The sequence below is a fragment of the Streptomyces sp. NPDC045998 genome (assembly GCF_056430285.1).
Genome location: NZ_JBWKLJ010000001.1, coordinates 302,333 through 328,263 on the forward strand (window position 1 = coordinate 302,333; position 25,931 = coordinate 328,263).

Annotated in this window: 27 protein-coding genes; 23 read left to right on the forward strand and 4 right to left on the reverse strand. The window is 71.6% G+C overall.

Going from position 1 to position 25,931, the window contains the following annotated elements:
• The first annotated feature begins 199 nt into the window (after positions 1-199).
• The 9 genes from AC07FJ_RS01290 to AC07FJ_RS01330 all read left to right on the forward strand — a co-directional run bounded on the left by AC07FJ_RS01290 (position 200) and on the right by AC07FJ_RS01330 (position 8,305).
• Positions 200-1,273, forward strand: coding sequence for a nitronate monooxygenase (locus tag AC07FJ_RS01290; RefSeq protein ID WP_479044033.1), 1,074 nt, complete (start codon positions 200-202; stop codon positions 1,271-1,273).
• A complete protein-coding gene (locus AC07FJ_RS01295) occupies positions 1,270-2,013 on the forward strand; it encodes a 16S rRNA (uracil(1498)-N(3))-methyltransferase (RefSeq protein ID WP_479044035.1) in 744 nt (247 codons plus the stop codon). The genes AC07FJ_RS01290 and AC07FJ_RS01295 overlap by 4 nt, the downstream gene beginning before the upstream one ends.
• A gap of 71 nt (positions 2,014-2,084) precedes the next feature.
• Positions 2,085-2,444 carry a histidine triad nucleotide-binding protein gene (locus tag AC07FJ_RS01300; protein ID WP_361413659.1) on the forward strand — a complete coding sequence of 120 codons (360 nt, stop codon included), beginning with the start codon at positions 2,085-2,087 and terminating at the stop codon, positions 2,442-2,444.
• A gap of 9 nt (positions 2,445-2,453) precedes the next feature.
• Positions 2,454-3,356 carry a ribonuclease Z gene (locus tag AC07FJ_RS01305; RefSeq protein WP_479044037.1) on the forward strand — a complete coding sequence of 301 codons (903 nt, stop codon included), beginning with the start codon at positions 2,454-2,456 and terminating at the stop codon, positions 3,354-3,356.
• Positions 3,357-3,637: 281 nt separating this feature from the next.
• Positions 3,638-4,168 (forward strand): hypothetical protein, encoded by a 531-nt coding sequence (locus AC07FJ_RS01310; RefSeq protein ID WP_479044040.1) that lies wholly within the window; start codon positions 3,638-3,640, stop codon positions 4,166-4,168.
• A 188-nt stretch (positions 4,169-4,356) separates the two neighbouring features.
• Entirely contained in the window at positions 4,357-5,073 is a 717-nt protein-coding gene (locus tag AC07FJ_RS01315; protein WP_479044042.1) for an ATP-binding cassette domain-containing protein, read from the forward strand.
• A gap of 125 nt (positions 5,074-5,198) precedes the next feature.
• Positions 5,199-6,326, forward strand: a complete 1,128-nt coding sequence (locus AC07FJ_RS01320; protein ID WP_479044045.1) for a hypothetical protein — start codon at positions 5,199-5,201, stop codon at positions 6,324-6,326.
• Positions 6,323-6,988 (forward strand): hypothetical protein, encoded by a 666-nt coding sequence (locus tag AC07FJ_RS01325; protein WP_479044048.1) that lies wholly within the window; start codon positions 6,323-6,325, stop codon positions 6,986-6,988. Before AC07FJ_RS01320 ends, AC07FJ_RS01325 begins: the two co-directional genes overlap by 4 nt.
• Positions 6,989-7,270: 282 nt before the next feature.
• Positions 7,271-8,305 (forward strand): adenosine deaminase, encoded by a 1,035-nt coding sequence (locus AC07FJ_RS01330; RefSeq protein WP_479044050.1) that lies wholly within the window; start codon positions 7,271-7,273, stop codon positions 8,303-8,305.
• Here the strand turns inward: AC07FJ_RS01330 and AC07FJ_RS01335 are convergent.
• Positions 8,230-9,603 carry an MFS transporter gene (locus tag AC07FJ_RS01335; RefSeq protein ID WP_479044053.1) on the reverse strand — a complete coding sequence of 458 codons (1,374 nt, stop codon included), beginning with the start codon at positions 9,601-9,603 and terminating at the stop codon, positions 8,230-8,232. The two genes, AC07FJ_RS01330 and AC07FJ_RS01335, sit on opposite strands and share 76 nt — an antisense overlap.
• A 345-nt stretch (positions 9,604-9,948) precedes the next feature.
• Between AC07FJ_RS01335 and AC07FJ_RS01340 the strand changes: the two genes are divergently transcribed.
• From AC07FJ_RS01340 to era, 9 genes are all read left to right on the forward strand, one after another.
• Positions 9,949-11,076, forward strand: a complete 1,128-nt coding sequence (locus AC07FJ_RS01340) for a carbohydrate kinase family protein (protein ID WP_479044055.1) — start codon at positions 9,949-9,951, stop codon at positions 11,074-11,076.
• A gap of 188 nt (positions 11,077-11,264) precedes the next feature.
• Positions 11,265-12,266 carry a PhoH family protein gene (locus tag AC07FJ_RS01345; protein WP_361413680.1) on the forward strand — a complete coding sequence of 334 codons (1,002 nt, stop codon included), beginning with the start codon at positions 11,265-11,267 and terminating at the stop codon, positions 12,264-12,266.
• Positions 12,267-12,278: 12 nt separating this feature from the next.
• Entirely contained in the window at positions 12,279-12,776 is a 498-nt protein-coding gene (ybeY, locus tag AC07FJ_RS01350) for an rRNA maturation RNase YbeY (RefSeq protein WP_361413683.1), read from the forward strand.
• Entirely contained in the window at positions 12,773-14,071 is a 1,299-nt protein-coding gene (locus AC07FJ_RS01355; RefSeq protein WP_479044057.1) for a hemolysin family protein, read from the forward strand. Before ybeY ends, AC07FJ_RS01355 begins: the two co-directional genes overlap by 4 nt.
• A complete protein-coding gene (locus tag AC07FJ_RS01360) occupies positions 14,068-14,421 on the forward strand; it encodes an MmcQ/YjbR family DNA-binding protein (RefSeq protein ID WP_361413688.1) in 354 nt (117 codons plus the stop codon). Before AC07FJ_RS01355 ends, AC07FJ_RS01360 begins: the two co-directional genes overlap by 4 nt.
• 144 nt (positions 14,422-14,565) lie before the next feature.
• Positions 14,566-15,294, forward strand: coding sequence for a hypothetical protein (locus AC07FJ_RS01365; protein WP_479044060.1), 729 nt, complete (start codon positions 14,566-14,568; stop codon positions 15,292-15,294).
• Between the two features lie 27 nt (positions 15,295-15,321).
• Positions 15,322-15,678, forward strand: a complete 357-nt coding sequence (locus tag AC07FJ_RS01370; protein ID WP_361413693.1) for a cytidine deaminase — start codon at positions 15,322-15,324, stop codon at positions 15,676-15,678.
• Positions 15,678-16,136, forward strand: a complete 459-nt coding sequence (locus AC07FJ_RS01375) for a hypothetical protein (protein WP_479044062.1) — start codon at positions 15,678-15,680, stop codon at positions 16,134-16,136. The genes AC07FJ_RS01370 and AC07FJ_RS01375 overlap by 1 nt, the downstream gene beginning before the upstream one ends.
• A gap of 20 nt (positions 16,137-16,156) precedes the next feature.
• Positions 16,157-17,107, forward strand: a complete 951-nt coding sequence (gene era / locus AC07FJ_RS01380; protein ID WP_468291156.1) for a GTPase Era — start codon at positions 16,157-16,159, stop codon at positions 17,105-17,107.
• A 90-nt stretch (positions 17,108-17,197) separates the two neighbouring features.
• On the opposite strand, the gene AC07FJ_RS01385 is transcribed toward era, so the two are convergent.
• Both AC07FJ_RS01385 and AC07FJ_RS01390 read right to left on the reverse strand, forming a co-directional pair.
• On the reverse strand, positions 17,198-17,464 hold the full coding sequence (locus tag AC07FJ_RS01385; RefSeq protein ID WP_479044064.1) for a protealysin inhibitor emfourin: 267 nt from the start codon (positions 17,462-17,464) through the stop codon (positions 17,198-17,200).
• 9 nt (positions 17,465-17,473) lie between these two features.
• Entirely contained in the window at positions 17,474-18,574 is a 1,101-nt protein-coding gene (locus AC07FJ_RS01390) for a M4 family metallopeptidase (protein WP_479044066.1), read from the reverse strand.
• 324 nt (positions 18,575-18,898) lie between these two features.
• On the opposite strand from AC07FJ_RS01390, the gene leuA reads away from it, so the two are divergent.
• Positions 18,899-20,671 carry a 2-isopropylmalate synthase gene (gene leuA / locus AC07FJ_RS01395; RefSeq protein ID WP_479044068.1) on the forward strand — a complete coding sequence of 591 codons (1,773 nt, stop codon included), beginning with the start codon at positions 18,899-18,901 and terminating at the stop codon, positions 20,669-20,671.
• Positions 20,672-20,831: 160 nt separating this feature from the next.
• Positions 20,832-21,527 carry a TerB family tellurite resistance protein gene (locus tag AC07FJ_RS01400; RefSeq protein WP_479044070.1) on the forward strand — a complete coding sequence of 232 codons (696 nt, stop codon included), beginning with the start codon at positions 20,832-20,834 and terminating at the stop codon, positions 21,525-21,527.
• Between the two features lie 24 nt (positions 21,528-21,551).
• Here AC07FJ_RS01400 and AC07FJ_RS01405 read toward each other — a convergent pair whose 3' ends face one another.
• Complete coding sequence (locus AC07FJ_RS01405; RefSeq protein ID WP_479044072.1) at positions 21,552-22,046, reverse strand: SUKH-3 domain-containing protein; 495 nt, start codon at positions 22,044-22,046, stop codon at positions 21,552-21,554.
• 182 nt (positions 22,047-22,228) lie between these two features.
• On the opposite strand from AC07FJ_RS01405, the gene AC07FJ_RS01410 reads away from it, so the two are divergent.
• From AC07FJ_RS01410 to AC07FJ_RS01420, 3 genes are all read left to right on the forward strand, one after another.
• Entirely contained in the window at positions 22,229-23,560 is a 1,332-nt protein-coding gene (locus tag AC07FJ_RS01410; RefSeq protein WP_479044074.1) for a penicillin-binding transpeptidase domain-containing protein, read from the forward strand.
• Between the two features lie 78 nt (positions 23,561-23,638).
• The gene (locus AC07FJ_RS01415; protein ID WP_479044077.1) at positions 23,639-24,712 is read left to right on the forward strand and encodes an ornithine cyclodeaminase family protein; all 1,074 of its coding nucleotides are present in this window, start codon (positions 23,639-23,641) and stop codon (positions 24,710-24,712) included.
• A 223-nt stretch (positions 24,713-24,935) separates the two neighbouring features.
• Complete coding sequence (locus AC07FJ_RS01420) at positions 24,936-25,781, forward strand: nitroreductase/quinone reductase family protein (protein WP_479044079.1); 846 nt, start codon at positions 24,936-24,938, stop codon at positions 25,779-25,781.
• Positions 25,782-25,931 lie beyond the last annotated feature (150 nt).

Genomic DNA, 25,931 nt, shown 5'->3' on the forward strand with positions numbered 1-25,931 from the left:
CCGCGGGTGGATCCAGCGGTGATCGGTGCTGACCGGGGGCCTGCGCCCCCGGTCGGCTGCGTTCCGGGCCCGGTGATCCGGGGGTGTCCCGGGGCGTTCCGGAGGGGGCGAGCCCCGGGAGGCACCCCAGCGGACCAGGGGGCGGAACCGGGGGCGGGCGGGATTCGGAGGCGGACCCGTGGCGTGACACCATGCGTGCATGTCCTCCGCACTGACCGATCTCTGCCGGTACCCGATCGTGCAGGCACCCATGGCGGGTGGTGCCTCCTGCCCGCAGCTCGTCGCCGCCGTGTCCGAGGCGGGCGCGCTCGGTTTCCTCGCCGCCGGCTACAAAACGGCCGACGGCATGTACCAGGAGGTCACACAGGTCCGGGGGCTGACCTCGGGCGCCTTCGGGGTGAACCTCTTCATGCCGCAGCCCGGGCACGCCGACGCCGCCGCCGTCGACGTGTACCGGCACCAGCTGGCCGGGGAGGCCAACTGGTACGACACACCGCTCGGCGACCCGGACGCCGGACGCGACGACGGCTACGAGGCCAAGCTGGCGATCCTGCTCGACGACCCGGTGCCGGTGGTGTCGTTCACCTTCGGCTGCCCGACCCGGGAGACCCTCGACGCGTTCGCGCGCGTCGGGACGTACACGGTCGTGACCGTGACCTCGCCCGAGGAGGCGCAGGCCGCGCAGTACGCGGGCGCCGACGCCGTCTGCGTCCAGGGCGTCGAGGCCGGCGGCCACCAGGGGACGCACCGCGACGATCCGGAGACGGACGCGTGCGGCACCGGGCTGCTCGCGCTCATCGCGCAGGTCCGCGAGGCCGTCCAGATACCGATGATCGCCGCCGGCGGGCTGATGCGCGGCAGCCAGATCGCGGCCGTCCTCGCGGCGGGCGCGCAGGCCGCGCAGCTCGGCACGGCGTTCCTGGTCTGCCCCGAGTCGGGCGCGCACACCCTGCACAAGCAGGCCATGACCAACCCGCTGTTCACGCGCACTGAGCTGACCCGGGCCTTCTCGGGGCGGCCCGCGCGCGGACTGGTGAACCGGTTCATGCGGGAACACGGGCCGTACGCACCGGCCGCGTACCCCGAGGTGCACCACCTCACCAGCGGCCTGCGGAAGGCCGCGGCGGCCGCGGGCGACCCGCAGGGCATGGCGCTGTGGGCGGGCCAGGGGCACCGGCTCGCCCGCGAGCTGCCCGCCGCCCAGCTCGTCGAGGTGCTCACCACCGAACTGCGGGCCGCGGCGGCCACGCTCGCGCTGCGGGGGGCCGCATGACCGCGCCCGTCTTCGTCGTCGAGCACCTGGACCGGATCACCGGCGGGAGCACCGTGACCCTCGACGGCCCCGAGGGGCGGCACGCCGTCTCCGTACGCCGCCTGCGCGTCGGGGAGGAGATCGTCCTGACGGACGGCGCCGGCACCGGCGCGTACGGCACCGTCGCCGCCGTCGAGGGCAAGGACCGTCTCGACGTGGCCGTGCGCGAGGTGCGGGCCGAGCCCGGGCCGAGCCCCCGGATCACCGTCGTGCAGGCCCTGCCCAAGGGCGACCGCGGCGAGCTCGCGGTCGAGACCATGACCGAGACCGGCGTCGACGCGATCGTGCCGTGGGCCGCGTCCCGCTGCATCACCCAGTGGAAGGGCGACCGGGGCGCCAAGTCCCTCGCCAAGTGGCGTGCCACCGCCCGCGAGGCCGGCAAGCAGTCCCGCCGCCTGCGCTTCCCGGACGTCGCCGAAGCCGCCTCCACCAAGCAGGTCGCGCAACTGCTCGCCGCCGCCGACTTCGCCGCCGTCCTGCACGAGGAGGGCGCCGAGCCGCTGGCCACCGCCGACCTGCCCGCGACCGGCGAGATCGTCCTGGTGGTCGGGCCCGAGGGCGGTGTGTCGCCCGAGGAGCTGACCGCCTTCGCGGATGCGGGCGCACGGCCGTACCGGCTGGGGCGCAGCGTGCTGCGCACCTCCACCGCGGGGACGGCCGCCACGGCCCTGCTGCTGGGGAGGACCGGGCGCTGGTCGTGATCGTCACGGATAAGCTGCGTCCGTAGTGATGATCCGATTCGAGATGATCCGATTCGAGAAGGGGCCGGAGCATGGCCGGAGAGCCGCAGGACGACTGTCTGTTCTGCAAGATCGTGTCGGGGGACGTCCCGGCCACGATCGTCCGTGAGACCGAGACCACCGTCGCCTTCCGCGACATCAACCCGCAGGCGCCCACCCACGTCCTGGTGATCCCCAAGGCGCACCACCGCGACGCCGCCGCGCTCGCGGCCGCCGCGCCCGAGATCGCCGCCGACGTGCTGCGCGAGGCCGGTGAGGTCGCCGCGGAGGAGAAGATCGACTCCACCGGCTACCGCATCGTCTTCAACACCGGCACCGGTGCCGGGCAGACCGTCTGGCACGCCCACGCGCACGTCCTCGGCGGCCGCGGCCTCAACTGGCCCCCCGGGTAGTCGACGCCGATGTCGGTCCGTGAACTCGTGGTGCTGGGCACCGCCAGCCAGGTGCCCACCCGCCACCGCAACCACAACGGCTACTTCCTGCGCTGGGACGGCGAGGGCCTGCTCTTCGACCCCGGCGAGGGCACCCAGCGCCAGATGCTGCGCGCCGGGGTCGCCGCGCACGACATCAACCGGATCTGCGTCACCCACTTCCACGGCGACCACTCCCTCGGGCTCGCCGGCGTCATCCAGCGCATCAACCTCGACAAGGTCCCGCACCCGGTCACCGCGCACTACCCGGCGAGCGGCCAGCGCTTCTTCGACCGCCTGCGGTACGCCACCGCCTACCGGGAGACCGTGCGGCTGACAGAGGCACCGGTCGCCGACGACGGCGTGCTCGCCGAGACCCGCGCCTTCACCCTCGAGGCGCGCCGCCTGTCGCACCCCGTCGAGTCCTTCGGCTACCGGCTGACCGAGCCCGACGGCCGCCGCATGCTGCCCGCCAAGCTCGCCGAGCACGGCATCAAGGGCCCTGACGTGGGCCGCCTCCAGCGCGACGGCCTGCTCGGCGGCGTACGCCTGGAGGACGTCAGCGAGGTGCGGCGCGGGCAGAAGTTCGCGTTCGTCATGGACACCCGGCTGTGCGACGGCGTGTACGCGCTCGCCGAGGGCTGCGACCTGCTCGTCATCGAGTCGACGTTCCTCGACGAGGACGAGTCCCTCGCCATCGAGCACGGCCACCTCACCGTCGGCCAGGCGGCCTCGGTGGCGCGCGAGGCGGGTGTACGCCACCTCGTCCTCACGCACTTCTCGCAGCGCTACGGCGACCCGGCCGTCTTCGCCCCCCAGGCCCGCGCGGCCGGCTTCGACGGCGAGCTGACCGTCGCCCACGACCTCGTCCGGGTGCCCCTGCCCAAGCGCTAGAAGGTCGTGTCCGCTCACGCCCGTCCGCCTGACGGCCCGCCCTGCGGGCGGACGGACGCTACTTTCCGGACACTTTCTGGGCCCTGAGGTGCTGCCAGAAGTCCGATTCTTGCCCGCGTGAAGGATTCAGTCACTTTGCGTAGCTCAGATGTTGCTCAAGGAAACGTCGATCTCTGTTCGCATCCGACTGCCGGCTGTAGTTTCGGGGTCGTCAACGCGGTCGGCAGGATGTTCGGCTGTTCTGTTGGTCGCACGAGGGAAGACCAACCCTTGGGGGAGAAATGGCTCAAGCACAGCGCTCCGGTGTTCTCAGACGGGCTGTGGAGGCGGGCCTCATAGCGGCGCTCGCGGTGGCAGCGCTGCCCACGGCGGCTCAGGCGCTCGGTGCCGAGCGGACGTGGAACACCTCGAGCACCCCGCTCAAGGTGACCGGCTACGGCAGCACGGGCTACGCGTACGGCACGTGGAAGGTGGCCAACACCTCCAACGGCACCCGCTCGATCGTCATGAGCTACACCAAGCTCTCGAACGCCGACGACCACAAGGTCTATGTCGAGCTGGGCACGCAGGTCAACGCCGGGTACTGCTACCAGGCCAGCAAGTACATGACGTGCACCCAGAAGTACTGGGACCACGCCAGTGCCGAGACCGGACACCACAGCAGCAGGTCGTACGTCTACAAGTCGGCTTCGACGGGCGTGTCGGGCGACGCCGACTACGCGCGCGGCAAGGTCCGCGCCCGTCTGGACATCCCGTACCGTACCGATCCTGCGACCGGCTGGTCGTACACCGACGGCGGCGACAAGTACTGATCCGTCATGGTCTGGGCCGGTCCTCTGTGCAGGGCCGGCCCAGACCGGTCTCGGCAGGACCGACACCTCGAACACGCCGCTGCCGCACGCGCCGAAGACTCGCGCCGGGTGTCGAGGCGGGCGGAGAGGTGTGTCATGGCCCGTTGGCGGGCTACGGGAGAAACGGGAGAGCAGTGAGTCTTCATCGCTTGAGCTGTGACGAGTTGGTCAAAGACCATGGGGGCAGCTTCCAGTTGGGTCCTTTGTCCCTGGAGGTCACTGACGGGGTGACATGCCTGGTGGGGCCGAACGGCGCGGGAAAGTCGACGTTCTTTCGACTCGCGGCCGGCCTGGAGAAGCCCACGGCCGGCACGGTGACCTTGCAGGCAGGCGGTGACACCGAGCGTGCCCCGGCGTTGGGCTACCTTCCCCAGGAGCCCGAGATGCCTCCGGGGGCAACGTGCGAAGAGTTCCTGCACTACGTCGCCTGGGTCCACGAGATCCCTGCGAAGCGGCGGCACGAGGCTGTGCGCGAAGTCCTCGCCCAGACCAACCTCACCGAACGCAGAACAAGCAAGATCCGCACTCTTTCGGGTGGTATGGCGCGGCGGTTGGGGATCGCTCAGGCGCTGATCCACGATCCGGTGATGCTGCTCCTGGACGAGCCCACGGTGGGACTCGACCCGCGTCAGCGCATCGCGCTCCGGGAGACGATCTCCTCTCTCGCCGCCGGGCGCGTCGTCATCGTCTCCACCCACCTGGTCGAAGACATTCGCGGGCTGGCCGACCGCGTCATCATCCTGCACGGCGGCACGGTCGTCTTCGACGGCGACGTACCGACTCTCGAAGGCAAATCGGACCCCGAAGCGCCAGGGGACACCGATCTGGAACGTGCTATCGCGACTCTGATGGGGGCTCCAGAATGACGCTCCGGCTTCGTTATGCCCTCAAGACGCTCATCGGCCCCTGGGTCGTACTCCCCGTCATCGCCTTGGAAGTGGTCAATCTCTTCCAGCGCGGCATGCCCTGGCGAGGGGAGCCGCTGTGGACGGTGGACTGGTTCGCCATCTCCCTGTTCATCGTGGGCCCGCTCCTCGCCGGCGCGGCAGCGGTCGACGCCGCGCGACTGTCGAAGACGGGCAGCATCCATCTGGTGCTTGCCGTGCGACATCCGCATCGCCCCTACCTTCGCGCCGCTGCCTGGTGCATCGTCCCCGTGCTGGCGGTGCACGTTCTCGTCATCGCCGTGGGACTCGTCATCAGCGGCCTGCACGGCACCCCGCAGTGGCCCGGGCTGATCGGCGCGGTCGTCGTGCAGTGCCTGGCGGTCTGCTGGTACGTGGCCATCGGGTCGGCGATCGGACGTCTGGCCGGCCCGCTGGTGGCAGGAGCCATCGGCGCCATCGGCTCCTTCACCCTCATCTACGTGCTGGGGGAGGGCAGCACCGGCCGGTTCGAGCCCCTCTCTCTCGGCGGTGCCACCGTCTCCCGCCTCGGTTACGAATACACCGCCGGCTACCTGCTCTCGCAGGCCGTGCTGTTCGCGCTGACCGGAGCGGCGATGCTGATCCTGCCGGTCACGCTGCGATCGGGCCGCCGTGTCCTCACGGTCGTCGGCACGGTGCTGGCCGCAGGCGTCGTCGTTCTCGTCATGGGCGCTCAGTACGCGCTGCCGGACCAACGACTGACCGAGAAGGCCGACGCCCCCACCGCCTGTACCGAGGACGCCGGACCGACCGTCTGCATGTATCCGGAGCACCAGCGCTTCCGGGGTCAGGTCATCCAGCACGTGCGCACCCTCACCGAGGCCGCCGGCAAAGCCGGCCACACCGCGCTCGTGCCCCGGCGCATCGACGAGTTGAGCCGGACGTACCAGGTGTCGGACTCCGGCCGGGTCGGCCTGGAAATCCCCGCGGAGGCCTATGCGTCCGGAACGGTGTCCATCCAGGACGTCGCCTCGAACCTGATCCGGCCTCTGCACTGCACGGCGATGTACAAGGAGCCCGGCCCCGGACAGAAGTACTGGGAACGCGAGTTCTCCCTCTATTTCACGCTCATGCACGCCGCCGGAATCAAGGTCGACCCCGCCGAGTTCCCCGTGCAGCCGCGCCTCCTGACGCCCGCCGAAACCGAGAAGATCATGAACGACTACGCCGACTGCGAGCTGGAAGGCGCATGAGCGCTCGTGCACACCTCGTACGCGCCTGGGCCGGGGTCCATCCGACCCGTCCCGCCGCGGTACTCCTCCTGATCAGTGGCCTGCTCTCACTCCTCGGGGCGCAGGCGCTGATCGAGAGCCTGGGTTTTCTGCTGTTCGAGACGCCCGTATCGCTGCTGCTGCTCGTACCCGTCATCGCAGGCATCGCCGTCGGCGTCGGCACGGGCAGCGCCATCGGCGTTCCCCTGCCGGAGCCTCGGCGGTTGCTGCCCGCGCGGCTCGGTTGGCTGCTGGCTCTGACCACTGCAGGTTGCCTCGCGGTCAGCGCCGGTCAGCTCGTGGCTCCAGCGATCACCTGGCAAGCCGGCGTCCGCAACCTTCTGCTGCATGCGGCGCTGGCCGTCGTCACGGTCGGTCTGGCCGGTCCGGCGATGGCCTGGGTGCCACCCGTCGCACTGACCCTCGCCAGCATGGTCTTCGGCTACCCGCCTTCAGAACCTCGCTATTACTGGTGGGCCGCCATCATGGAGGAGACCGTGACGCCGGGTCAGTGGGTAGTGGCGGCCGGCCTGTTCCTGGGGGCCGCGATCGTCTACACGTGTCGTCCACTCACGGTCGGCTACATCGGCCGCCACTCCCGGCTTCACGCCGGTCCGGCACCCGCACGGCCCGGAGACGGGTGAGCCACTCGAGACCGCCAACCACCGGGGGATCCATGAACCAACTCTGGTCGATCATCGCGGCACTCGTCGCGGTCAACATCGCGGGCTTCCTCGCGGCTCTGCTCTTCATCAAGGTCCGCCGGATGCAGAGGAGGCGACGCGGATAGCGCGGACGCCGACACGTACGAGGCCTGCCTCAGCCTCGCCCACCCGCCCATGGAGTACGCCGACGAGCACGATGCGTGACCTGCCGCGCGTTACGCTGCGCAGACTCCCGGAAAGTGATCGAGGCAGGCAGGCACCATGGCACCCCTCCCCAAAGCGGAACTCCACCTCCACATCGAAGGCACCCTCGAACCCGAGCTCGCTTTCGCCCTCGCCGCCCGCAACGGCATCACCCTGCCGTACGCCGACACCGAGGAGCTGCGCAAGGCGTACCTCTTCAGCGACCTGCAGTCCTTCCTGGACCTGTACTACGGGCTGATGGCCGTGCTCCGCACCGCCGACGACTTCGCCGAGCTCGCCGACGCCTACCTGGCGCGCGCCGCCGCGCAGGGCGTGCGCCACGCCGAGATCTTCTTCGATCCGCAGGCGCACACCAACCGCGGCATCCCCCTCGGCACGGTGGTGGAGGGGCTGGCCAGGGCCCTGGACCACAGCGAGGAGCGGCACGGGATCTCCACGCAGCTCATCATGTGCTTCCTGCGCGACCTGCCGGCCGAGTCCGCGATGGAGACGCTCCAGGCGGCGAAGCCGTACCTGAGCCGGATCGCGGGCGTCGGGCTGGACTCGGCGGAGGTGGGCCACCCGCCGTCGAAGTTCGCCGAGGTGTACGAGGCGGCCGCCGCGCTCGGGCTGCGGAAGGTCGCGCACGCGGGCGAGGAGGGCCCGCCGGCGTACATCAGTGAGGCCCTGGACGTGCTCGGCGTCGAGCGGATCGACCACGGGCTGCGCGCGGTGGAGGACCCGGAGCTGATGGAGCGGCTGGCGCGGGAGCGGGTGCCGCTGACGCTGTGCCCCCTGTCGAACGTACGGCTGCGCGCCATCGACATCCTGGAGCAGCACCCGCTGAAGCGGATGCTGGAGGCCGGGCTCCTGGTCACCGTCAACTCCGACGACCCCGCCTACTTCGGCGGCTACGTCGGCGACACCTTCCACGCGGTCCACGAGGCCCTCGGCCTGGACCAGGAGCAGCTGCGCGAGCTGGCCCGCAACTCCTTCACGGCGTCCTTCCTCGACCACGACGAGGAGCGCAGGGCGCGTTACCTCGCCGAGGTCGAGGCGTACGACTTCGGCTCGCCCGAATCGGCCGACGCGGTCGACTCCGCGAGGCCGTAGGCCCGCTGCGTCGCGGCGGCCGGCCCTCGCAGGTCGGCCAGGTCGGCGACCGGGATCTCCGCGACCGGCTGCTCCGGGGCGCCGACCTGGGGCGCCAGCGCCGTGGGCGCCGCGGTGGCCGCGACCACGGCCGCGGGCGCGCCGCCCCGGCGCCGGATCGCGCCCGGCACCAGCGGGCGGCCCGCGGTGTGCAGGGCCACGGCGGTCATCGGCACGGCGAGCAGCAGCAGGAGCCCGCCGAGGACCAGGCCCATGACCGGGTAGCCCGCCGCCTCCGACAGGAGGCTCCCGGTGACCGGGCCGCAGGCCGTGCCCAGCGAGGACGCCGAGCCGACGAGCACCGCCCAGCGGCCGCGCGGGTCCAGCGACGCGGCCAGGCCGATCACGTACGACAGGACGACCGGGTAGCAGGCGTTCCACAGGATCTCGCCGGTCGCGAAGGACGCCAGCCCCTCGGCGGAGGAGCTCAGCGCGATGCAGCCCGCGATGGCGACCGTGCCCAGGCCGATCGGCACCGCCCGGCCGAGCCGGGAGCCGAGCGCCCCGGCCGTCGTGACGCCCAGCAGCCCGGCGCCGAGGGCGGCCGCGAAGACCGCGCCCACCGTGACCTCGCTCAGGCCCGCCTGGGTGAGGCCGATGCGGCCGCTGACACCCCACAGGGCGTTCTGCGCCATCGACCAGCACACCATCGCGGCCGCCAGCACCACCCCGGCCCACAGGCGCGGCAGCGGCGCGCTCTCCTCGCGTACCTCACCGGTGTCGTGGCCGGCCTCCAGCCGGGACGTCGCGGGCCACACCGCCGCCGCCGCGAGCGCGAGCGACGCGAACGGCAGCACGTGCCCGCCGCCCAGGTGCGGCAGTGTCAGGTACAGCGCGCCCGCCGTCGCCGAGACCGACAGCAGGCCCAGCGTGGACGTGCGGTGCGGGTCGGGTCGGCCCGCGATCCCGGCCGCGGCGACCGCCAGGGCCGTACCGGAGCCGAAGCCGCCGACCGCGGCGCCCGCCACGACGAGCGGGACGTACGAGGTGAGGGCCGCGCCGCCGTAGCCGGCCACGGCCAGCGCCAGGCCGGCCCGGGCGAGGCGCCGGGGACCGTAGCGCTCCACGCGGGCCGCGAGCGTGAACCCGGCGGTGGCGGAGCACAGAAGCAGCGTCGAGCCGACGAGCCCGGCCTCGGCGGGGGAGAGGCCGAGTCCGGCGGAGAGGCGGCCGACGACGGTCGGCAGGAGGTACGAGGCGAGGTAGCCGGCGGTGAAGAGCGCGACGAGGGGCCACGGGGCGCGCGGGCGCGGGGGCATGGGCGTTCCAGCGGACAGAAAGGCGGGAGGGGGAGGGGGAGCGAAGCGAGGGGAGAGCGCTCGTGTCTGTCCACGGGTTCACGGAAGCGGACGTCGCACGGAAACGTCGTAGGGGAACGTCGTACGAAACGTCGCGGGGAAGCGGAACGCGCACGGGAACGCGCGCCAATTTGTATCAAGCGGGCGACGCGGGCGAGAAGCCATGTATATGTGATCTGCATCACAATCTGTTTGGAGGCCGGGAAGCCGGGTAAAGAGGGTGGTTCTCGGCGCGTCTTTCACCCCCGCCGACCGCCCGGGTTCAGGCACACTGGCCACGTCCGTACCGCGACCGGGGAGCCCGCAGTGACCACACCCAGAGGAGAGCAGCAGCAGCGACAACACACGGCCGGCGTCGACCCCTTGGCCCCCCTGCGCGCCCCCGGTGATCCCGCGTGCGACGTCTTCCTCACCGGCACGGTCTTCCTCGACATCATCTTCACCGGCCTCGATTCCGCCCCGGTGCGCGGCACCGAGACCTGGGCCCGCGGCATGGGCTCCAGCCCCGGCGGCGTCGCCAACATGGCGACCGCCCTCGCCCGCCTCGGCCTGCGCACCTCCCTCGCCGCCGCCTTCGGCGACGACCACTACGGCGACTACTGCCGGGACGCCCTGGAGCAGGGCGAGGGCATCGACCTCTCCCGGTCGCGCACCGTCCCTGGCTGGCACTCCCCGGTCACCGTCTCCATGGCGTACGAGGGCGAGCGGACCATGGTCTCCCACGGCCACGAGGCCCCGCCCCCGGAGGCCGCCCTCGGGCACCTGCCGGAGTACCCGCCCCGCGCGCGTGCCGCCGTCGCCTCGCTCGTACCCGGCCGCCCCGAGCCGTGGGTCGCCGAAGCGGCCCGCCACGCCACCCGGATCTTCGCCGACGTCGGCTGGGACGAGACCGGCCGCTGGGACCTCGCGGCCCTGCCCGGCCTGGAGCACTGCGAGGCGTTCCTGCCCAACGCCGAGGAGGCGATGCGCTACACCCGCACCTCCTGCCCCCGCGCCGCCGCCCGCGCGCTCGCCGACAAGGTGCCGCTCGCGGTCGTCACCCTCGGCGCGGAGGGCGCGTACGCCGTGGACTCCGGCAGCGGGGAGACCGCCGAGGTGCCGGCCATCGAGGTGGAGGCGCTCGACCCGACCGGCGCTGGAGACGTCTTCGTGGCCGGGTTCGTGACCGGCACGCTCGCCGGCTGGCCGCTCGCCGACCGGCTGGCCTTCGCCGGGCTGACCGCCGCCCTGTCGGTGCAGGAGTTCGGCGGGTCGCTCTCCGCGCCGGGCTGGGTGGAGGTGGCGGCCTGGTGGGAGTACGTACAGGAGTGCGGCGACCAGGACCCCGAGGCGCTGCGCCGGTACGCGTTCCTGGAGTCCCTGCTCCCCGCCCCGATCCGGCCCTGGCCGCTGCGGCGGGCCGTGCCGACGATCGGCTTCCGCCGCCCGACCTGAACGGCGGCCGGCGGACGGGAATGGCGGCCGGGGGACGGGGCAGGGACAGCGTGGGGTCGGAGCGGGGACGGGGTTACGGGAAAAGCCTTCGGACCTGTCAGTCGCACGACGTACGCTGGACAGTCCAGAGGGTCTCGATCGGCGAGAACCCTGCAGCAGGAGGTATGTGCAGGCCAGAGAGCCGGCCCATGACTCACACACCCACAGACCAGGACCAGGTCCGAGCCCACTTCACCGTGCCTGCCAAGCACCCCATGGTGACGGTGCTCGGCTCCGGCGACGCGCTGCTGCGCGTCATCGAGAAGGCGTTCCCGGCGGCCGACATCCACGTCCGGGGCAACCAGATCAGCGCGGTCGGCGACGCGACGGAAGTCGCCCTGATCCAGCGCCTGTTCGACGAGATGATGCTGGTGCTCCGCACCGGGCAGCCGATGACGGAGGACGCAGTGGAACGCTCCATCGCCATGCTCAAGGAGGAGACGGGGGGACGGGGGGTCGAGACGCCGTCGGAGGTCCTCACCCAGAACATCCTCTCCAGCCGCGGCCGTACCATCCGCCCCAAGACGCTCAACCAGAAGCGGTACGTCGACGCCATCGACAAGCACACCGTGGTCTTCGGCATCGGCCCGGCGGGCACCGGCAAGACGTACCTGGCCATGGCGAAGGCCGTCCAGGCCCTGCAGTCCAAGCAGGTCACCCGGATCATCCTGACCCGGCCGGCCGTCGAGGCGGGCGAGCGCCTCGGCTTCCTGCCCGGCACGCTCTACGAGAAGATCGACCCGTACCTGCGGCCGCTGTACGACGCGCTGCACGACATGCTCGACCCCGACTCGATCCCCCGCCTGATGGCGGCGGGCACGATCGAGGTCGCGCCGCTGGCGTACATGCGCGGCCGGACGCTCAACGACGCGTTCATCATCCTCGACGAGGCGCAGAACACGAACCCTGAGCAGATGAAGATGTTCCTCACCCGGCTCGGCTTCGATTCCAAGATCGTCATCACCGGTGACATCACCCAGATCGACCTCCCGGGCGGCACCAAGAGCGGTCTCCGCCAGGTCCGGGAGATCCTGGACGGGGTGGACGACGTCCACTTCTCAATGCTCACGTCGAACGACGTCGTCCGGCACAAGCTCGTCGGCCGTATCGTCGACGCGTACGAGAAGTACGACAACCAAAACGGGAAGTAGCACACCAGCACCATGTCGATCGACGTCAACAACGAGTCCGGCACCGAGGTCGACGAGCAGGCGATCCTCGACGTCGCCCGCTACGCCCTGGGCCGCATGCGCATCCACCCGCTCTCCGAGCTCTCGGTGATCCTGGTGGACGCCGAGGCGATGGAGCAGCTCCACATCCAGTGGATGGACCTGCCGGGCCCGACCGATGTGATGTCCTTCCCGATGGACGAGCTGCGTCCGCCGTCCAAGGACGACGAGGAGCCCCCGCAGGGGCTCCTCGGCGACATCGTGCTCTGCCCCGAGGTCGCCACCAAGCAGGGCCAGGACGCCCCCACGCAGCACTCCATGGACGAGGAGCTCCAGCTGCTCACCGTCCACGGCGTGCTGCACCTGCTCGGTTACGACCACGAGGAGCCGGACGAGAAGGTGGAGATGTTCGGGCTCCAGGCGGCGATCATCGACGGCTGGCGGGCGGAGAAGGGCCTGACCGGCCCCTCCCCGGCGCCGACCGTCTCATGACCGCCCAACTGCTCCTCGGCGCGGTCGCGCTGGTCGTGGTCGCGTGGCTCGCCGCCTGCGCGGAGGCCGGCATCGCGCGCGTGTCCAGCTTCCGTGCCGCCGAGGCGGTACGGGCCGGGCGGCGCGGCGCGGCCAAGCTGGCCCAGGTCGCCTCCGACCCGGTCCGGTACCTGAACGTGGCGCTGCTGGTACGCGTCGCCTGCGAGATGGCGGCCGGTGTCCTCGTCACGTACGTCTGCCTGAACGAGTTCGCCGAGACCTGGTCCGCGCTGTTGGTCGCGATAGGCGTGATGGTGCTCGTGTCGTACGTCGCCGTCGGCGTGTCGCCCCGCACCATCGGCCGCCAGCACCCGCTGAACACCGCCACCGCCGCCGCGTACGCCCTGCTGCCGCTGGCCCGCGTCATGGGCCCGGTCCCGCAGCTGCTGATCCTCATCGGCAACGCCCTCACCCCCGGCAAGGGCTTCCGCAAGGGCCCCTTCGCCTCCGAGGCCGAGCTGCGCGCCATGGTCGACCTCGCCGAGCAGGAGTCCCTCATCGAGGACGACGAGCGGCGCATGGTCCACTCCGTCTTCGAGCTCGGCGACACCCTCGTCCGCGAGGTGATGGTCCCGCGCACCGACCTCGTCTCCATCGAGCGCTTCAAGACCATCCGCCAGGCCCTGACGCTGGCGCTGCGTTCCGGCTTCTCCCGCATCCCCGTGACCGGCGAGAACGAGGACGACATCGTCGGCATCGTCTACCTCAAGGACCTCGTCCGCCGCACCCACATCAACCGCGACGCCGAGAGCGACCTCGTCTCCACGGCCATGCGGCCCGCCGCCTTCGTCCCCGACACCAAGAACGCCGGTGACCTGCTGCGCGAGATGCAGAAGGAGCGCAACCACTGCGCGGTGGTGATCGACGAGTACGGCGGCACCGCCGGCATCGTCACCATCGAGGACATCCTGGAGGAGATCGTCGGCGAGATCACCGACGAGTACGACCGCGAACTGCCCCCCGTAGAACCGCTCGGCGACGGCCGCTACCGCGTCACCGCCCGCCTCGACATCGGCGACCTCGGCGAGCTCTTCGGTCTCGACGCGTACGACGACGAGGACGTCGAGACGGTCGGCGGACTGCTCGCCAAGGCCCTCGGCCGCGTCCCCATCGCCGGGGCGAGCGCCGTGGTCGACCTGCCGGACGGCCGCGCCCTGCGGCTGACGGCCGAGTCCCCGGCGGGCCGCCGCAACAAGATCGTCACGGTCCTCGCCGAGCCGGCCCCGGAGCCGGAACCGGATCGGGAGGCGGCATGACTCCGGAGCGGCTGCGCGCCTTCTGCCTCTCCTTCAACGCCGCGGTGGAGGACTTCCCCTTCGGGCCGGACACCTCGGTCTTCAAGGTCGAGGGCAAGATGTTCGCCCTCGCGGCCCTGGACGCCCGCCCGCTGACCGTGAACCTCAAGTGCGACCCGGAGATCGCGGTACGGCTGCGCGCGGAGCACCCCGCGATCGTTCCGGGCTGGCACATGAACAAGCGCCACTGGAACACCGTCACGGTCTCCGGCCTGCCCGACCGCCTCCTCCGCGAGCTCATCGAGGACTCGTACGACCTGGTCGTCGCGGGTCTGCCGCGCGCCACCCGGCTGCGCCTCGGCCACCCGTGAAGTGGGTTCTCTCGAAAGTCAGTTCGTAAATAGGCGGAGCCTTTGCCTCCGATGTGTGTATCCTCAGCCCGGCCGATCATCGGCGGGGAGGGGGGAACCGTGCTCCCCAGGAACATCCACATCCCAAGGGGAGAACACATCTTCATGCGTACCCGCATTCGTCGCGGCGCTGCCGTCGCGCTCACCGTTTCCACGCTCACCTTCACCGCCGCGTGCGGTGGCTCCGCGGACAAGGGCGGCTCCGACAAGGCCAAGTCCTCCGAGGCGCCCGGCAAGTCCGCGGAGAAGCCGGCGGAGGCCGCGGCGAAGCCGCTGACCGAGGCGCAGATGAAGGCGGGCGTGCTCGCCGTCGCCGACCTGCCCAAGGGCTGGGCCGACGCCCCGACCGAGCCCGGCGACGACACCACGTACAAGGTCGACAAGCCTGAGTGCCAGCCTCTCTCCGACCTGCTGCAGAAGAAGGTCGCCGGTGCGACCATCGGCGCCGAAGAGGACTTCCGTGGTGACAACGGCGCGAGCCAGCTCACCCACCAGATCATGAGCTTCCCCGGCACCGGCGCCGCGGACTTCATGAAGTCCACCGGCACCGCCGCGGACAAGTGCACCTCCTTCGGCACGGAGCTGGAGGGCACCCCCATGACGATCAAGGTCGCGAAGCTGGACGCGCCGAAGAGCGGCGAGGAGACCCACGGCGTCGCCCTGAGCATGGACCTCGGCGGCGAGATGGCGCTCACGATCAACGTGGTCGTCGCCCGTCAGGGCGCGGGCGTGAGCCGGGTCATCTACCTGCCCGGCACCGCGAACGCCGGCAAGAGCGTCAACGACCTCGCCAAGGTCGCGGGCGACAAGTTCGCCAAGGCCGCCCAGGGCTGACGCTGATCGCGGACTTATCCTCGGGGCATGACGCAGACGACATCCGACCTCGGCCCCGAGGACCGCAAGATCATCACGCTGGCGCGCAGCGCCCGTGCCCGCAACGGTGTGCCCGAGGGCGCGGCGGTGCGGGACGAGACGGGGCGCACGTACGTCGCCGGGACCGTCGCGCTGGAGTCGCTGAACCTCAGCGCACTCCAGACGGCGGTCGCGATGGCCGTGGCCAGCGGCGCGAAGTCGCTGGAGGCCGCGGCCGTCGTCACCGAGGCCGACGCCGCCTCGGACGCGGACCGCGCCGCCGTCCGCGACCTCGGCGGCCCGGCCACGCCCGTGCTGGTGGCCGGCCCCGACGGCGAGCTGCGTGCCACGGTGAGCGCCGGCTGATGGCGGGCACGGGGGAGAACGCCGGCGAGAAGACCGGCGAGAACACGGGTGAGAAGACCGGCGAGAACACCGGGCGGAAGCCCGGGAAGAAGACCGGGGGCCTGACCTACCCCTGGGTCGTGCTGGGGGTCGGCGCCATCGGCGTCGCCATCAACGTCGTCGACTGGTTCGTCGGGGACGGCCGGCCGCAGCCCTACGACGTGTTCCCGCTGCTGCTCGTGCTGTGGGCGGCCGGCGACCTGCTGAAGGAGCGCCGGCCGACCGCCGCCCGGGCGATGCGGGGAACCGCCGGAGTGCTGTTGTTCGCGGCCGGCCTCGCCGTCGGCGTCCGGGCCGCCGCCGCGGCCGCACGCGGTGAAACGTTCGACTGGCTGGACCTGATCGTGGGCGTGCTGGTGATCCTCTACGCGGTCGCGATGGCCTCCGCGCTGGCCATGCGGAAGGGCAGCGGTACGTGAGGGTGCCCGCATCGGGGAGAATGGCCCCTATGAGCGCTCGTAATCCAGAAACCGAAACCACCCACAGGGCCGGTTTCGCCTGCTTCGTCGGCCGTCCCAACGCGGGCAAGTCCACCCTCACGAACGCTCTGGTCGGACAGAAGGTGGCGATCACCTCCAACCGGCCGCAGACCACCCGCCACACCGTGCGCGGCATCGTGCACCGCCCGGACGCGCAGCTGGTCCTGGTCGACACCCCGGGGCTGCACAAGCCGCGCACCCTGCTGGGCGAGCGGCTCAACGACGTCGTCCGCACCACCTGGGCCGAGGTCGACGTCATCGGCTTCTGCCTCCCGGCGAACGAGAAGCTCGGCCCCGGCGACCGGTTCATCGCCAAGGAGCTCGCCGGGATCAAGAAGACCCCGAAGGTGGCGATCGTCACCAAGACGGACCTGGTCGACTCCAAGACCCTCGCCGAGCAGCTCATCGCGATCGACCGGCTCGGCGCGGAGCTGGGCATGGAGTGGCAGGAGATCATCCCGGTGTCGGCGGTCGGCGGCAAGCAGGTCCAGCTCGTGGCCGACCTGCTGGTCCCGCTGCTGCCCGAGTCCCCGCCGCTCTACCCCGAGGGTGACCTCACGGACGAGCCGGAGCAGGTCATGGTGGCCGAGCTGATCCGCGAGGCCGCGCTGGAAGGCGTACGGGACGAGCTGCCGCACTCCATCGCGGTCGTCGTCGAGGAGATGATCCCGCGCGAGAACCGCCCGGCGGACAAGCCGCTGCTGGACATCCACGCCAACGTCTACATCGAGCGCCCCAGCCAGAAGGGCATCATCATCGGCCCCAAGGGCCAGCGCCTGAAGGAAGTCGGCACCAAGTCCCGCAAGCACATCGAGGCGCTGCTCGGTACGCCGGTCTTCCTCGACCTGCACGTGAAGGTCGCCAAGGACTGGCAGCGCGACCCCAAGCAGCTCCGCAAGCTCGGCTTCTGACGCAAGACCCGGCTGGGCGGGGGAGACCCCGTCACGCAACCAGCCGCCCGGCCGGGTGTCACGGGCCCTGCGCGGAGCGTGCGGCCGGGCTCACGCGCCCTCGCGGAGCACCCGGCTCACCAGCTCGCGCTGCGCGTCCGACAGGTGCGGGTCCGCGCAGCGCACCGTACGGCCGTCCACGCTGATCTCGTACTGGAAGCCGTCCGGCACCCCGGGCGGCGGCGCCCCCCGGTCCGTGGCCAGTGCGGCCTCTGCCAGGGTGTGCCATTCGGCAGCGTCGCGGCGGCCCGAGGTGTCCACCTCGGCCCGCCGCTCGATGCCCGCGAAACCGCCCGTGCGTGTGACCCGAATCCGCATGGGCCCTGTCTACTCCGTCGGCACCCCCACCGTCGACCAGGCCTTGGTCACCGCGTCGTGCTCCGCGCCCCCCGCGCCGTACCGCGCGCTCGCCGCCGCCACCGTCAGTTTGGCGAAGTCCGCGAACTCCGCGTCCACCGCTAGCTCGCCACCGGTCAGCACGTCGTACCAGATCCGCCCGGCCCGCTCCCAGGCGTTGCCGCCGAGCCGGGTGGCGACCAGGTAGAAGGCGTGGTTCGGGATGCCGGAGTTGATGTGGACGCCGCCGTTGTCGGAACCCGTGTGCACGTAGTCGTCCATCGTCGCGGGCTGCGGGTCCTTGCCGAGGACGTCGTCGTCGTACGCCGTGCCGGGCGCCTTCATCGAGCGCAGCGCCACGCCCTGGACGTCCGGGGCCAGCAGCCCCGCCCCGATGAGCCAGTCCGCCTGCTCGGCCGTCTGCTGGAGCGCGTACTGCTTGACCAGCGAGCCGAAGACGTCCGACATCGACTCGTTGAGCGCGCCCGGCTGGCCGAAGTACGCCAGGTTCGCCGTGTACTGCGTGACGCCGTGCGCCAGCTCGTGGCCGATGACGTCCACCGCGAGGGTGAAGTCGAGGAAGATCCGGCCGTCGCCGTCGCCGAAGACCATCTGCTCGCCGTTCCAGAAGGCGTTGTTGTAGTCCCGGCTGTAGTGGACCGTCGCGTCCAGCGGCAGGCCCGACCCGTTGATCGAGTCGCGCTCGTACGCGTCCCGGAACAGCTCGAAGGTCGCGCCGAGACCGGCGTACGCGCGGTTGACGGTCGCGTCACCCGTCGGCTGCTGGCCCTCCGCGCGCACCTTCTTGCCCGGCAGCGCGCTCTTGTGCTCGGCGTCGTAGATCGTGCGCCGCGGTTTGCCGGCGGGCGCGTCGGCCGCCCGGGGTACGGCGGCGGCGCCGGTGACCGTGGTCAGGCGGCGCGCGGTGCGGTTGGCCGCGTCCGTGACGAGGGTGCGGCGGGCGGCCGCGGCGATCAGCGGGTCGGCGGAGCGGCTCAGCCGGTCCAGCAGGTGCGGCGGGACGACCGAGCAGAACGCCGATGAGCAGCGGGTGGAGGGACCGGAGGTGCGCGTGGCAGGTGCGGTGGTCATGTTCCGCAATGTCGCAGCGCGTCACGCACCTGTCACGAGGTGCGACGACGATTCCTGAAAAGGAGTGATTCCTCACGCTTGGGTGATTACAGCGCGGAATCCCGCATACTGAAACAGACCCCCGCCCGCCGTGCCCCTCGGCTAGGCTGCTTCGCATCATGCGTTTCGGGCTGCTTCTCCTTAGCTGCCGCGGCGAGGGCCTGTAGTCGTAGGCCGACCCCCTCCCCGCGGAGTCTGGTGCTGCGTTCGACCCTGTCGGCCTCCCCCATAGCCCTTCGGACATGGGGGACCCCCAGATCAGGACACCCCCAGGAGCCCTACGCAATGTCTCAGTCCCAGTGGATCGGCCGTCCCACGCCCGTCACCAACGCGACGCACACCCAGAAGGCGTCCGGGATGCCCATCCACAAGTACCGCCCGTACGACGCCGTCGACATCCCCGACCGCACCTGGCCGGACCAGCGCATCACCAAGGCCCCGCGCTGGCTGTCGACCGACCTGCGGGACGGCAACCAGGCGCTGATCGACCCGATGTCCCCCGCCCGCAAGCGGGAGATGTTCGACCTGCTCGTGCGCATGGGCTACAAGGAGATCGAGGTCGGCTTCCCGTCCTCCGGCGAGACCGACTTCGCGTTCGTACGGTCCATCATCGAAGAGGGCGCGATCCCCGAGGACGTGACGATCTCCGTCCTGACGCAGGCGCGTGAAGACCTGATCGAGCGGACCGTCGAGTCACTGCGCGGCGCCCACCGCGCCACCGTGCACCTGTACAACGCCACCGCGCCCGTCTTCCGCCGGGTCGTCTTCCGCGGTTCCAAGGAGGACGTCAAGCGGATCGCGGTCGACGGCACCCGGCTGGTGATGGAGTACGCCGACAAGATCCTGGGCGACGAGACCACCTTCGGCTACCAGTACAGCCCGGAGATCTTCACCGACACCGAGCTGGACTTCGCCCTGGAGGTCTGCGAGGCGGTCATGGACGTCTGGCAGCCCGAGGAGGGCCGCGAGATCATCCTGAACCTGCCCGCCACGGTGGAGCGCTCCACGCCCTCCACGCACGCGGACCGGTTCGAGTGGATGTCGCGCAACCTGTCGCGCCGCGAGTACGTCTGCCTCTCCGTCCACCCGCACAACGACCGCGGTACGGCGGTGGCGGCGGCCGAGCTGGCCATCATGGCGGGCGCCGACCGCATCGAGGGCTGCCTGTTCGGGCAGGGCGAGCGCACCGGCAACGTCGACCTGGTCACCCTGGGTATGAACCTGTTCTCGCAGGGTGTCGACCCGCAGATCGACTTCTCGCAGATCGACGAGGTGCGCCGCACCTCCGAGTACTGCAACCAGATGGAGGTCCACCCCCGCCACCCCTACGCGGGCGACCTGGTCTACACCGCCTTCTCCGGCTCCCACCAGGACGCCATCAAGAAGGGCTTCGACGCGATGGAGGCCACCGCCGCCGCGGCCGGCAAGACCGTCGACGAGATCGAGTGGGCCGTGCCGTACCTGCCGATCGACCCCAAGGACGTCGGCCGGTCCTACGAGGCGGTCATCCGCGTCAACTCGCAGTCCGGCAAGGGCGGCATCGCGTACGTCCTGAAGAACGACCACAAGCTGGACCTGCCGCGCCGCATGCAGATCGAGTTCTCGAAGATCATCCAGGCGAAGACCGACGCCGAGGGCGGCGAGGTCACGCCGAAGGACATCTGGGCCGTCTTCCAGGACGAGTACCTGCCCAACGCGGACGACGCCGCCGCCCGCTGGGGCCGCATCCAGCTGCGCTCCGGCCAGACCACGACCGACAAGGACGGCACGGACACGCTGACCGTCGAGGCGGTCGTCGACGGCCAGGACGTCGTCCTGACCGGTTCCGGCAACGGTCCGATCTCGGCCTTCTTCGACGCGCTCCAGTCCATCGGCATCGACGTACGCCTGCTGGACTACCAGGAGCACACGATGAGCGAGGGCGCCTCCGCGCAGGCCGCCTCGTACATCGAATGCGCCATTGACGGCAAGGTCCTGTGGGGTATCGGCATCGACGCCAACACCACCCGTGCCTCGCTGAAGGCGGTCATCTCGGCCGTCAACCGCGCCGCGCGCTGACCCCCGCACCCTTCCGTACGCCGAACCCCGCCCGCCGACAGCGGGCGGGGTTCGGCCATGTCCGGTGGCGTTCTCTGGACGAGGTACTGACGCGGCATCACCGATGTGGCTAACATCACGCCCACGCGGCAAGGTGGCCGAGGCTAGATGGAGGTGCGACGTGCTGCCAGCACGAGGATCACGCGGCCGGAAATTGCGCATCTGCTCCATCTCCACCACGTGGAACACCATCGGTGACGGTGAGTTCTTCTGCCCCGGCTGCGGCGGCGACCGCAACTATCGGCGCCGCACCGGCCGCCGCCGGTTCACTCTTTTCGGTGTTCCGCTGCTGCCGCGGGGCATCGCCGGGCCCGTCGTCGAGTGCGCGGCCTGCCACGCGCACTTCGGCCTGGACGCCCTCGACCACCCGACGACGGCCCGCTTCTCGGCGATGCTGCGCGACGCCGTCCACACCGTCGCCCTCGCCGTCCTCGCGGCGGGCGGCGTCTCATCCCGTACGGTCCTGCAGACCGCCGTCTCCACGGTCCGCGCCGCCGGGTACGAGGACTGCACCGCCGACAGCCTCACCTCGCTCATCGAGGCCCTCGAAGCCGACACGGGCCGCTTCGTGACCGACACCGACGGCCCCTGCGGCGCCGCGCTCGCCATCGAGCTCCACGAGGCGCTGGAGCCGCTCACCCCGCACCTCGCCCCGGCAGGCCGCGAGTCGATCCTGCTCCAGGGGGCGCGGATCGCCCTCGCGGACGGCGCCTACACCCAGGCCGAGCGCGAGGTGCTGACGACCGTCGGCAGCGCGCTGCGGCTGTGCGCCGACGACACCGTCCGCCTGATGGAGGCGGCGCGGGCGCCGTTCTAGGCACCCCCTGGATCCGGGGGCGCGTCATCTCGGCGCATGTGCCGATCGGACGAAGTGGTCCTCCGCGTCTTCCATTTCGCTGCTCGACAGTTTCATCAAGGCCTCGTACTTTTCGCGGCCCAGGTAATACGCGCCCGTGTGATGGGAAAAGAAGAACCGGCCGGTCTCGTCCATGAGAAGGGTCGCGCCATCGTAGGTGTCGTAACCGATGGGGAAGAGCCTGGTGCCCAGCTCTCCCGCCAGTTCGTCGATCTCCTCGGCGTCTCCCTTGAAGACGAGGTGCGGGGTGAACACCGCGCGATTCTCCGGTGCCGTGTCGAGGACGGCTCTGAGGAACGCGTGCTCCCGGATGAAGGCGAGGGCGGGTGCGGAGGGCCGGCTGTCCACGCCGTAGGTCCGGTACCGCTCCACCACCGTCGCGATCGCCTCGGCCGCCTGCTCCCCGACGTCGCGGCCCGGGTGCCAGCCCGCCTCCGTCAGCCACGCGTCGACCTCTTGCGGTGTGGAGAGTATCGGCATCGTCGCTCTCGCTCCCTGTGTGTGCCGTTGCGGTGATCAACGGGTGCACGGCTTACGGGATTCCCGACAGGCCTTTACCGGGATTCCTCGCCGCCGCCTTCCGCCGCCCGTCCTTTCCGCCACCATCCCTTTCCGTCGCCGGCCCTGTTCGCAGGGAAGTCGGCGCACGTAGGATGATCAACATGTCTTCGGTTCTCCGGCGTACGGCTGCTCTCGCCGTCCTCGTCGCGTTGCTTCCCGCCGCCCTGTCGGGATGCACGGCCGACGAGGGACCCCGGCCCTCTGCGGGGGCGGGAGAGGGGAAACCGGCTGCCGGGCAGCCGAAGGGACTCGGTGACATCGTCGTCGCGGGCCGGGCCGTCACGGGAGCGCAGCCGACCGGGTCGGAAAAGGTGCCCTACCAGCGCACGTACACCGACGGGGAGTTGTACGCCGCCGTCACCGGGTACCGGTCGACGGCCTACGCGTACAACGGTCTGGAAGCGGTCTACGAGGACGTACTCGGGCCGGCCGCCCGTCATGGCGGACGCGCGCCCGGCGATGTGGTGACGACCATCGACCCCGCGCTGCAGAAGGCCGCCGCCGACGGGCTGAGCGGGCGCAAGGGCGCCGCGGTCGCCCTGGACGTGAAGAGCGGCAGGATCAAGGCCCTGGTCAGTGCTCCGTCCTTCGATCCCGCCACCTTCAGCGGGAACGCGCCCAAGGACGTCGAGGCGTGGAAGGAGCTGGAGAGCGACGAGGACCATCCGAAGCTCAACCGCGCGCTGCGGCAGGCGGTGGCACCGGGCGACACCTTCCACCTCGTCGTCGCGGCGGCGGCCGTCGAGCAGGACCTCTACGGCTCCGTGGACGCCCCGACCCGCAGCCCCCTCACCCCCGGCGTCCCCGCCCGCTGCGAGAACGCGTCGCTGCGGACCGCCCTGCGGTTCTCCTGCGACAACGTCTTCGCCCGCGTCGCGACCGACCTGGGCGAGGACACCCTGGCCCAGGCCGCCGAGGCGTTCGGCTTCAACGACGACCGCCTCGACGTGCCCGTGCGGGCCGTCACGAGCACCTACCCGCGCGGTGCGGACGGTGAGGCGGACCTCGCGGCGACCGGCAACGGGCTCGGTGGAGTGACCGCCACGCCCGTACAGATGGCGAGGGTCATGGCGGTCGTCGCCGGAGGAGGCGGTCAGGTCCGACCGACGATGGTCGACCACGTGGTGCGGGCGGACGGGAGCACCCAGCGGCCGGCGGCCGAAGGCGCCCCGGGCCGGGTCGTCGCACAGGCGACCGCCGACCAGCTGCGCTCGGCGCTGGGGCCCTCGGCGTCCCGGACGGCGTGGGTCGCGGCGGCGTCGGACGACGGAGACGGGGCCGGAGCGGCCGCGTGGTCCGTGTCGTACGCCCGCGCCGGCGACGGCGGCCTCCTGGCGATCGCCGTGTGCGTCGAGGGTGCCGACGGCGCGACGCCGGCCGTGCGCGTCGCCGAGCGGCTGAGCCGGGCCGCCGCGGCGCGCACGGGTTCCTGAGGGCCTGCCGCCCGCGTGCCGGGCCGTGTCCGGCGTGTCGCCTCCCCGCCGGACACGGGACTGACAGACGCTGGACGGATGCTGCTACTGGGACGGTCGCAGGTCGAGGCGCTGCTCGACATGGACGCGCTGATCGACAGGCTCGCCCCGGCGATGGTGGACCTCAGCGAGGGGCGGGCCTCGGTGCCCGACCGGGTGGCGGCCGTCGTGCCCGAGCAGGACGCCTTCCTCGCCGCCATGCCGGGGTTCGTGCCGTCGGCCGGAATCCTGCTGAGCAAGCTGGTGTCGGTGTTCCCGCACAACACCGGGAGAGCGGCGGGGAGGGCCGGGAAGGCAGGCAGGGCCGGGGCCGGAGGTGCCGGAGGTGCAGGCGGTGCCGGTGGTGTCGCCGGGAAGCCGCTGCCGACGCACCAGGCGCTGATCGTGGTCTTTGACCCGGCGACCGGGGAGCCGACCGCGCTGCTGGACGGGACCGCCATCACCGCCGCGCGCACGGCCGCCGGTTCGGCGCTGTCGGCGCGGCTGCTGGCGCGGGACGACGCGGCGGTCCTCGCGCTCCTCGGCACCGGGGTGCAGGCGCGTGCCCACGCCCGGGCCATGTGCAGGGTGCGGCCGGTCCGGGAGATCCGGGTGGCCGGGCGGGACCCGGTACGGGCCGGGGTGCTGGCCGAGGAGCTGTCGGCGGAGCTCGGCGTGGACGTCGTCGCCGCGCCCCACTACGCCGCCGCGCTCGACGGCGCGGACCTCGTCGCCGCCGCCACCCACCCCGTCGACCCGGTGGTACGCCGGGAGTGGCTCACCCCCGGCGTGCACATCGCGTCCGTCGGGTTCAGCCGGGCCGGCCGCGAGATCGACGACACCACCGTCGCCGACGCGCTCGTCTGCGTCGAGTCGCGGCGGGCCGCGCTGGCGCCGTTCCCCGCCGGGAGCAACGACCTGCTCTACCCGATCCGGGACGGTGTCATCACCCCGGACCACATCCACGCCGAGCTCGGCGAGCTGGTCGAGGGCAGCAGGCCGGGACGTACGTCGGCCGACCAGATCACCCTCTACAAGTCGGTCGGCGTCGCCGTCCAGGACGCGGTGGCCGCGGCGCTCGTGGTGGACGCGGCGCGGGCGCGGTCGGTCGGGGACCGGATCGACCTGGGCTGAAGGCCGGTCTGGTGGCCGGCCTGCTGGCCGGTTTTCGTCGTTGCGACGGGTGAGAACGTGCCGGTACGTTGACGCGGTGACTGCCGGGTCGGCCATGGGCCACACACGAGTAGGGCACCCGGCCTCCGCGTGACGCCGGGGCGGGGCAGATCCCCGCCGTCTCTGTGTTCCTCCTCCGCGTACCCATGCGTCTTCTCCGGAGCAGAAAGCAGAGACCACACTCTTGCCCAACGATTTCAACCAGCCCGTCATCGACGAGTTCCGGGCCAACCACGGCCGCGTCGGCGGGATGTTCGAGGGAGCCCGGCTCCTCCTGCTGACCACGACCGGCGCCCGGTCCGGCAAGCCCCACACCACCCCCGTCGGCTACTACCCCGACGGCGACGGCCGCGTCCTGGTCATCGCCTCGGCCGGCGGCTCCCCCCGGCACCCCGCCTGGTACCACAACCTCCTGGCCAACCCCCGTGTGACCGTCGAGAGCGGCGTCTTCACGTACGAAGCCGACGCCACCGTCCTGACGGGCGACGCACGCGACCGGGCCTTCGCCCGCGCCGTGGAGGCCGACGCCGGGTGGGCCGACTACCAGGCCAGGACGGAACGCGTCATCCCCGTCGTCGCCCTCGACGAGGTCCCCGGCCCGCCGAACATCAACGCGGCGTCCCTCGGGGAGGCCATCAAGGTCGTCCACGACGCGTTCCGGCGCGAACTGGGCCTCATCCGCAAGGAGATAGCGCAGTCCGGGACCGCCGGTGGCCTCGGCACCCAGCTGCGCGTCAACTGCCTCACCCTCTGCCAGGGGCTGCACAACCACCACACCGGGGAGGACACGATGCTCTTCCCGATGCTCGCCGACCGTCACCCCGCGCACCCCGGCCTCGCGCCGGTGATGGACCGGCTGAAGCGGGAGCACGAGCGGATCGCCGTGCTGCTCGCCGCGTTGCGGGACGCCGTCTCCGACGAGGAGGCGGACGGACCCCGGGTCCTCGCGGAGGTCGAGCGGCTCATCGAGGAACTGGAGGAGCACCTCCGGTACGAGGAGGAGCAGCTGATCCCGCTGCTGGACGCGTGAACAGGGCGGTGGGGGGGGGGGGGGGGGGGGGGGGGGGGAGAAGGGGGGGGGGGGGGGGGGGGGGGGGGGGGGGGGGGGGGGGGGGGGGGGGGGGGGGGGGGGGGGGGGGGGGGGGGGGGGGGGGGGGGGGGGGGGGGGGGGGGGGGTACG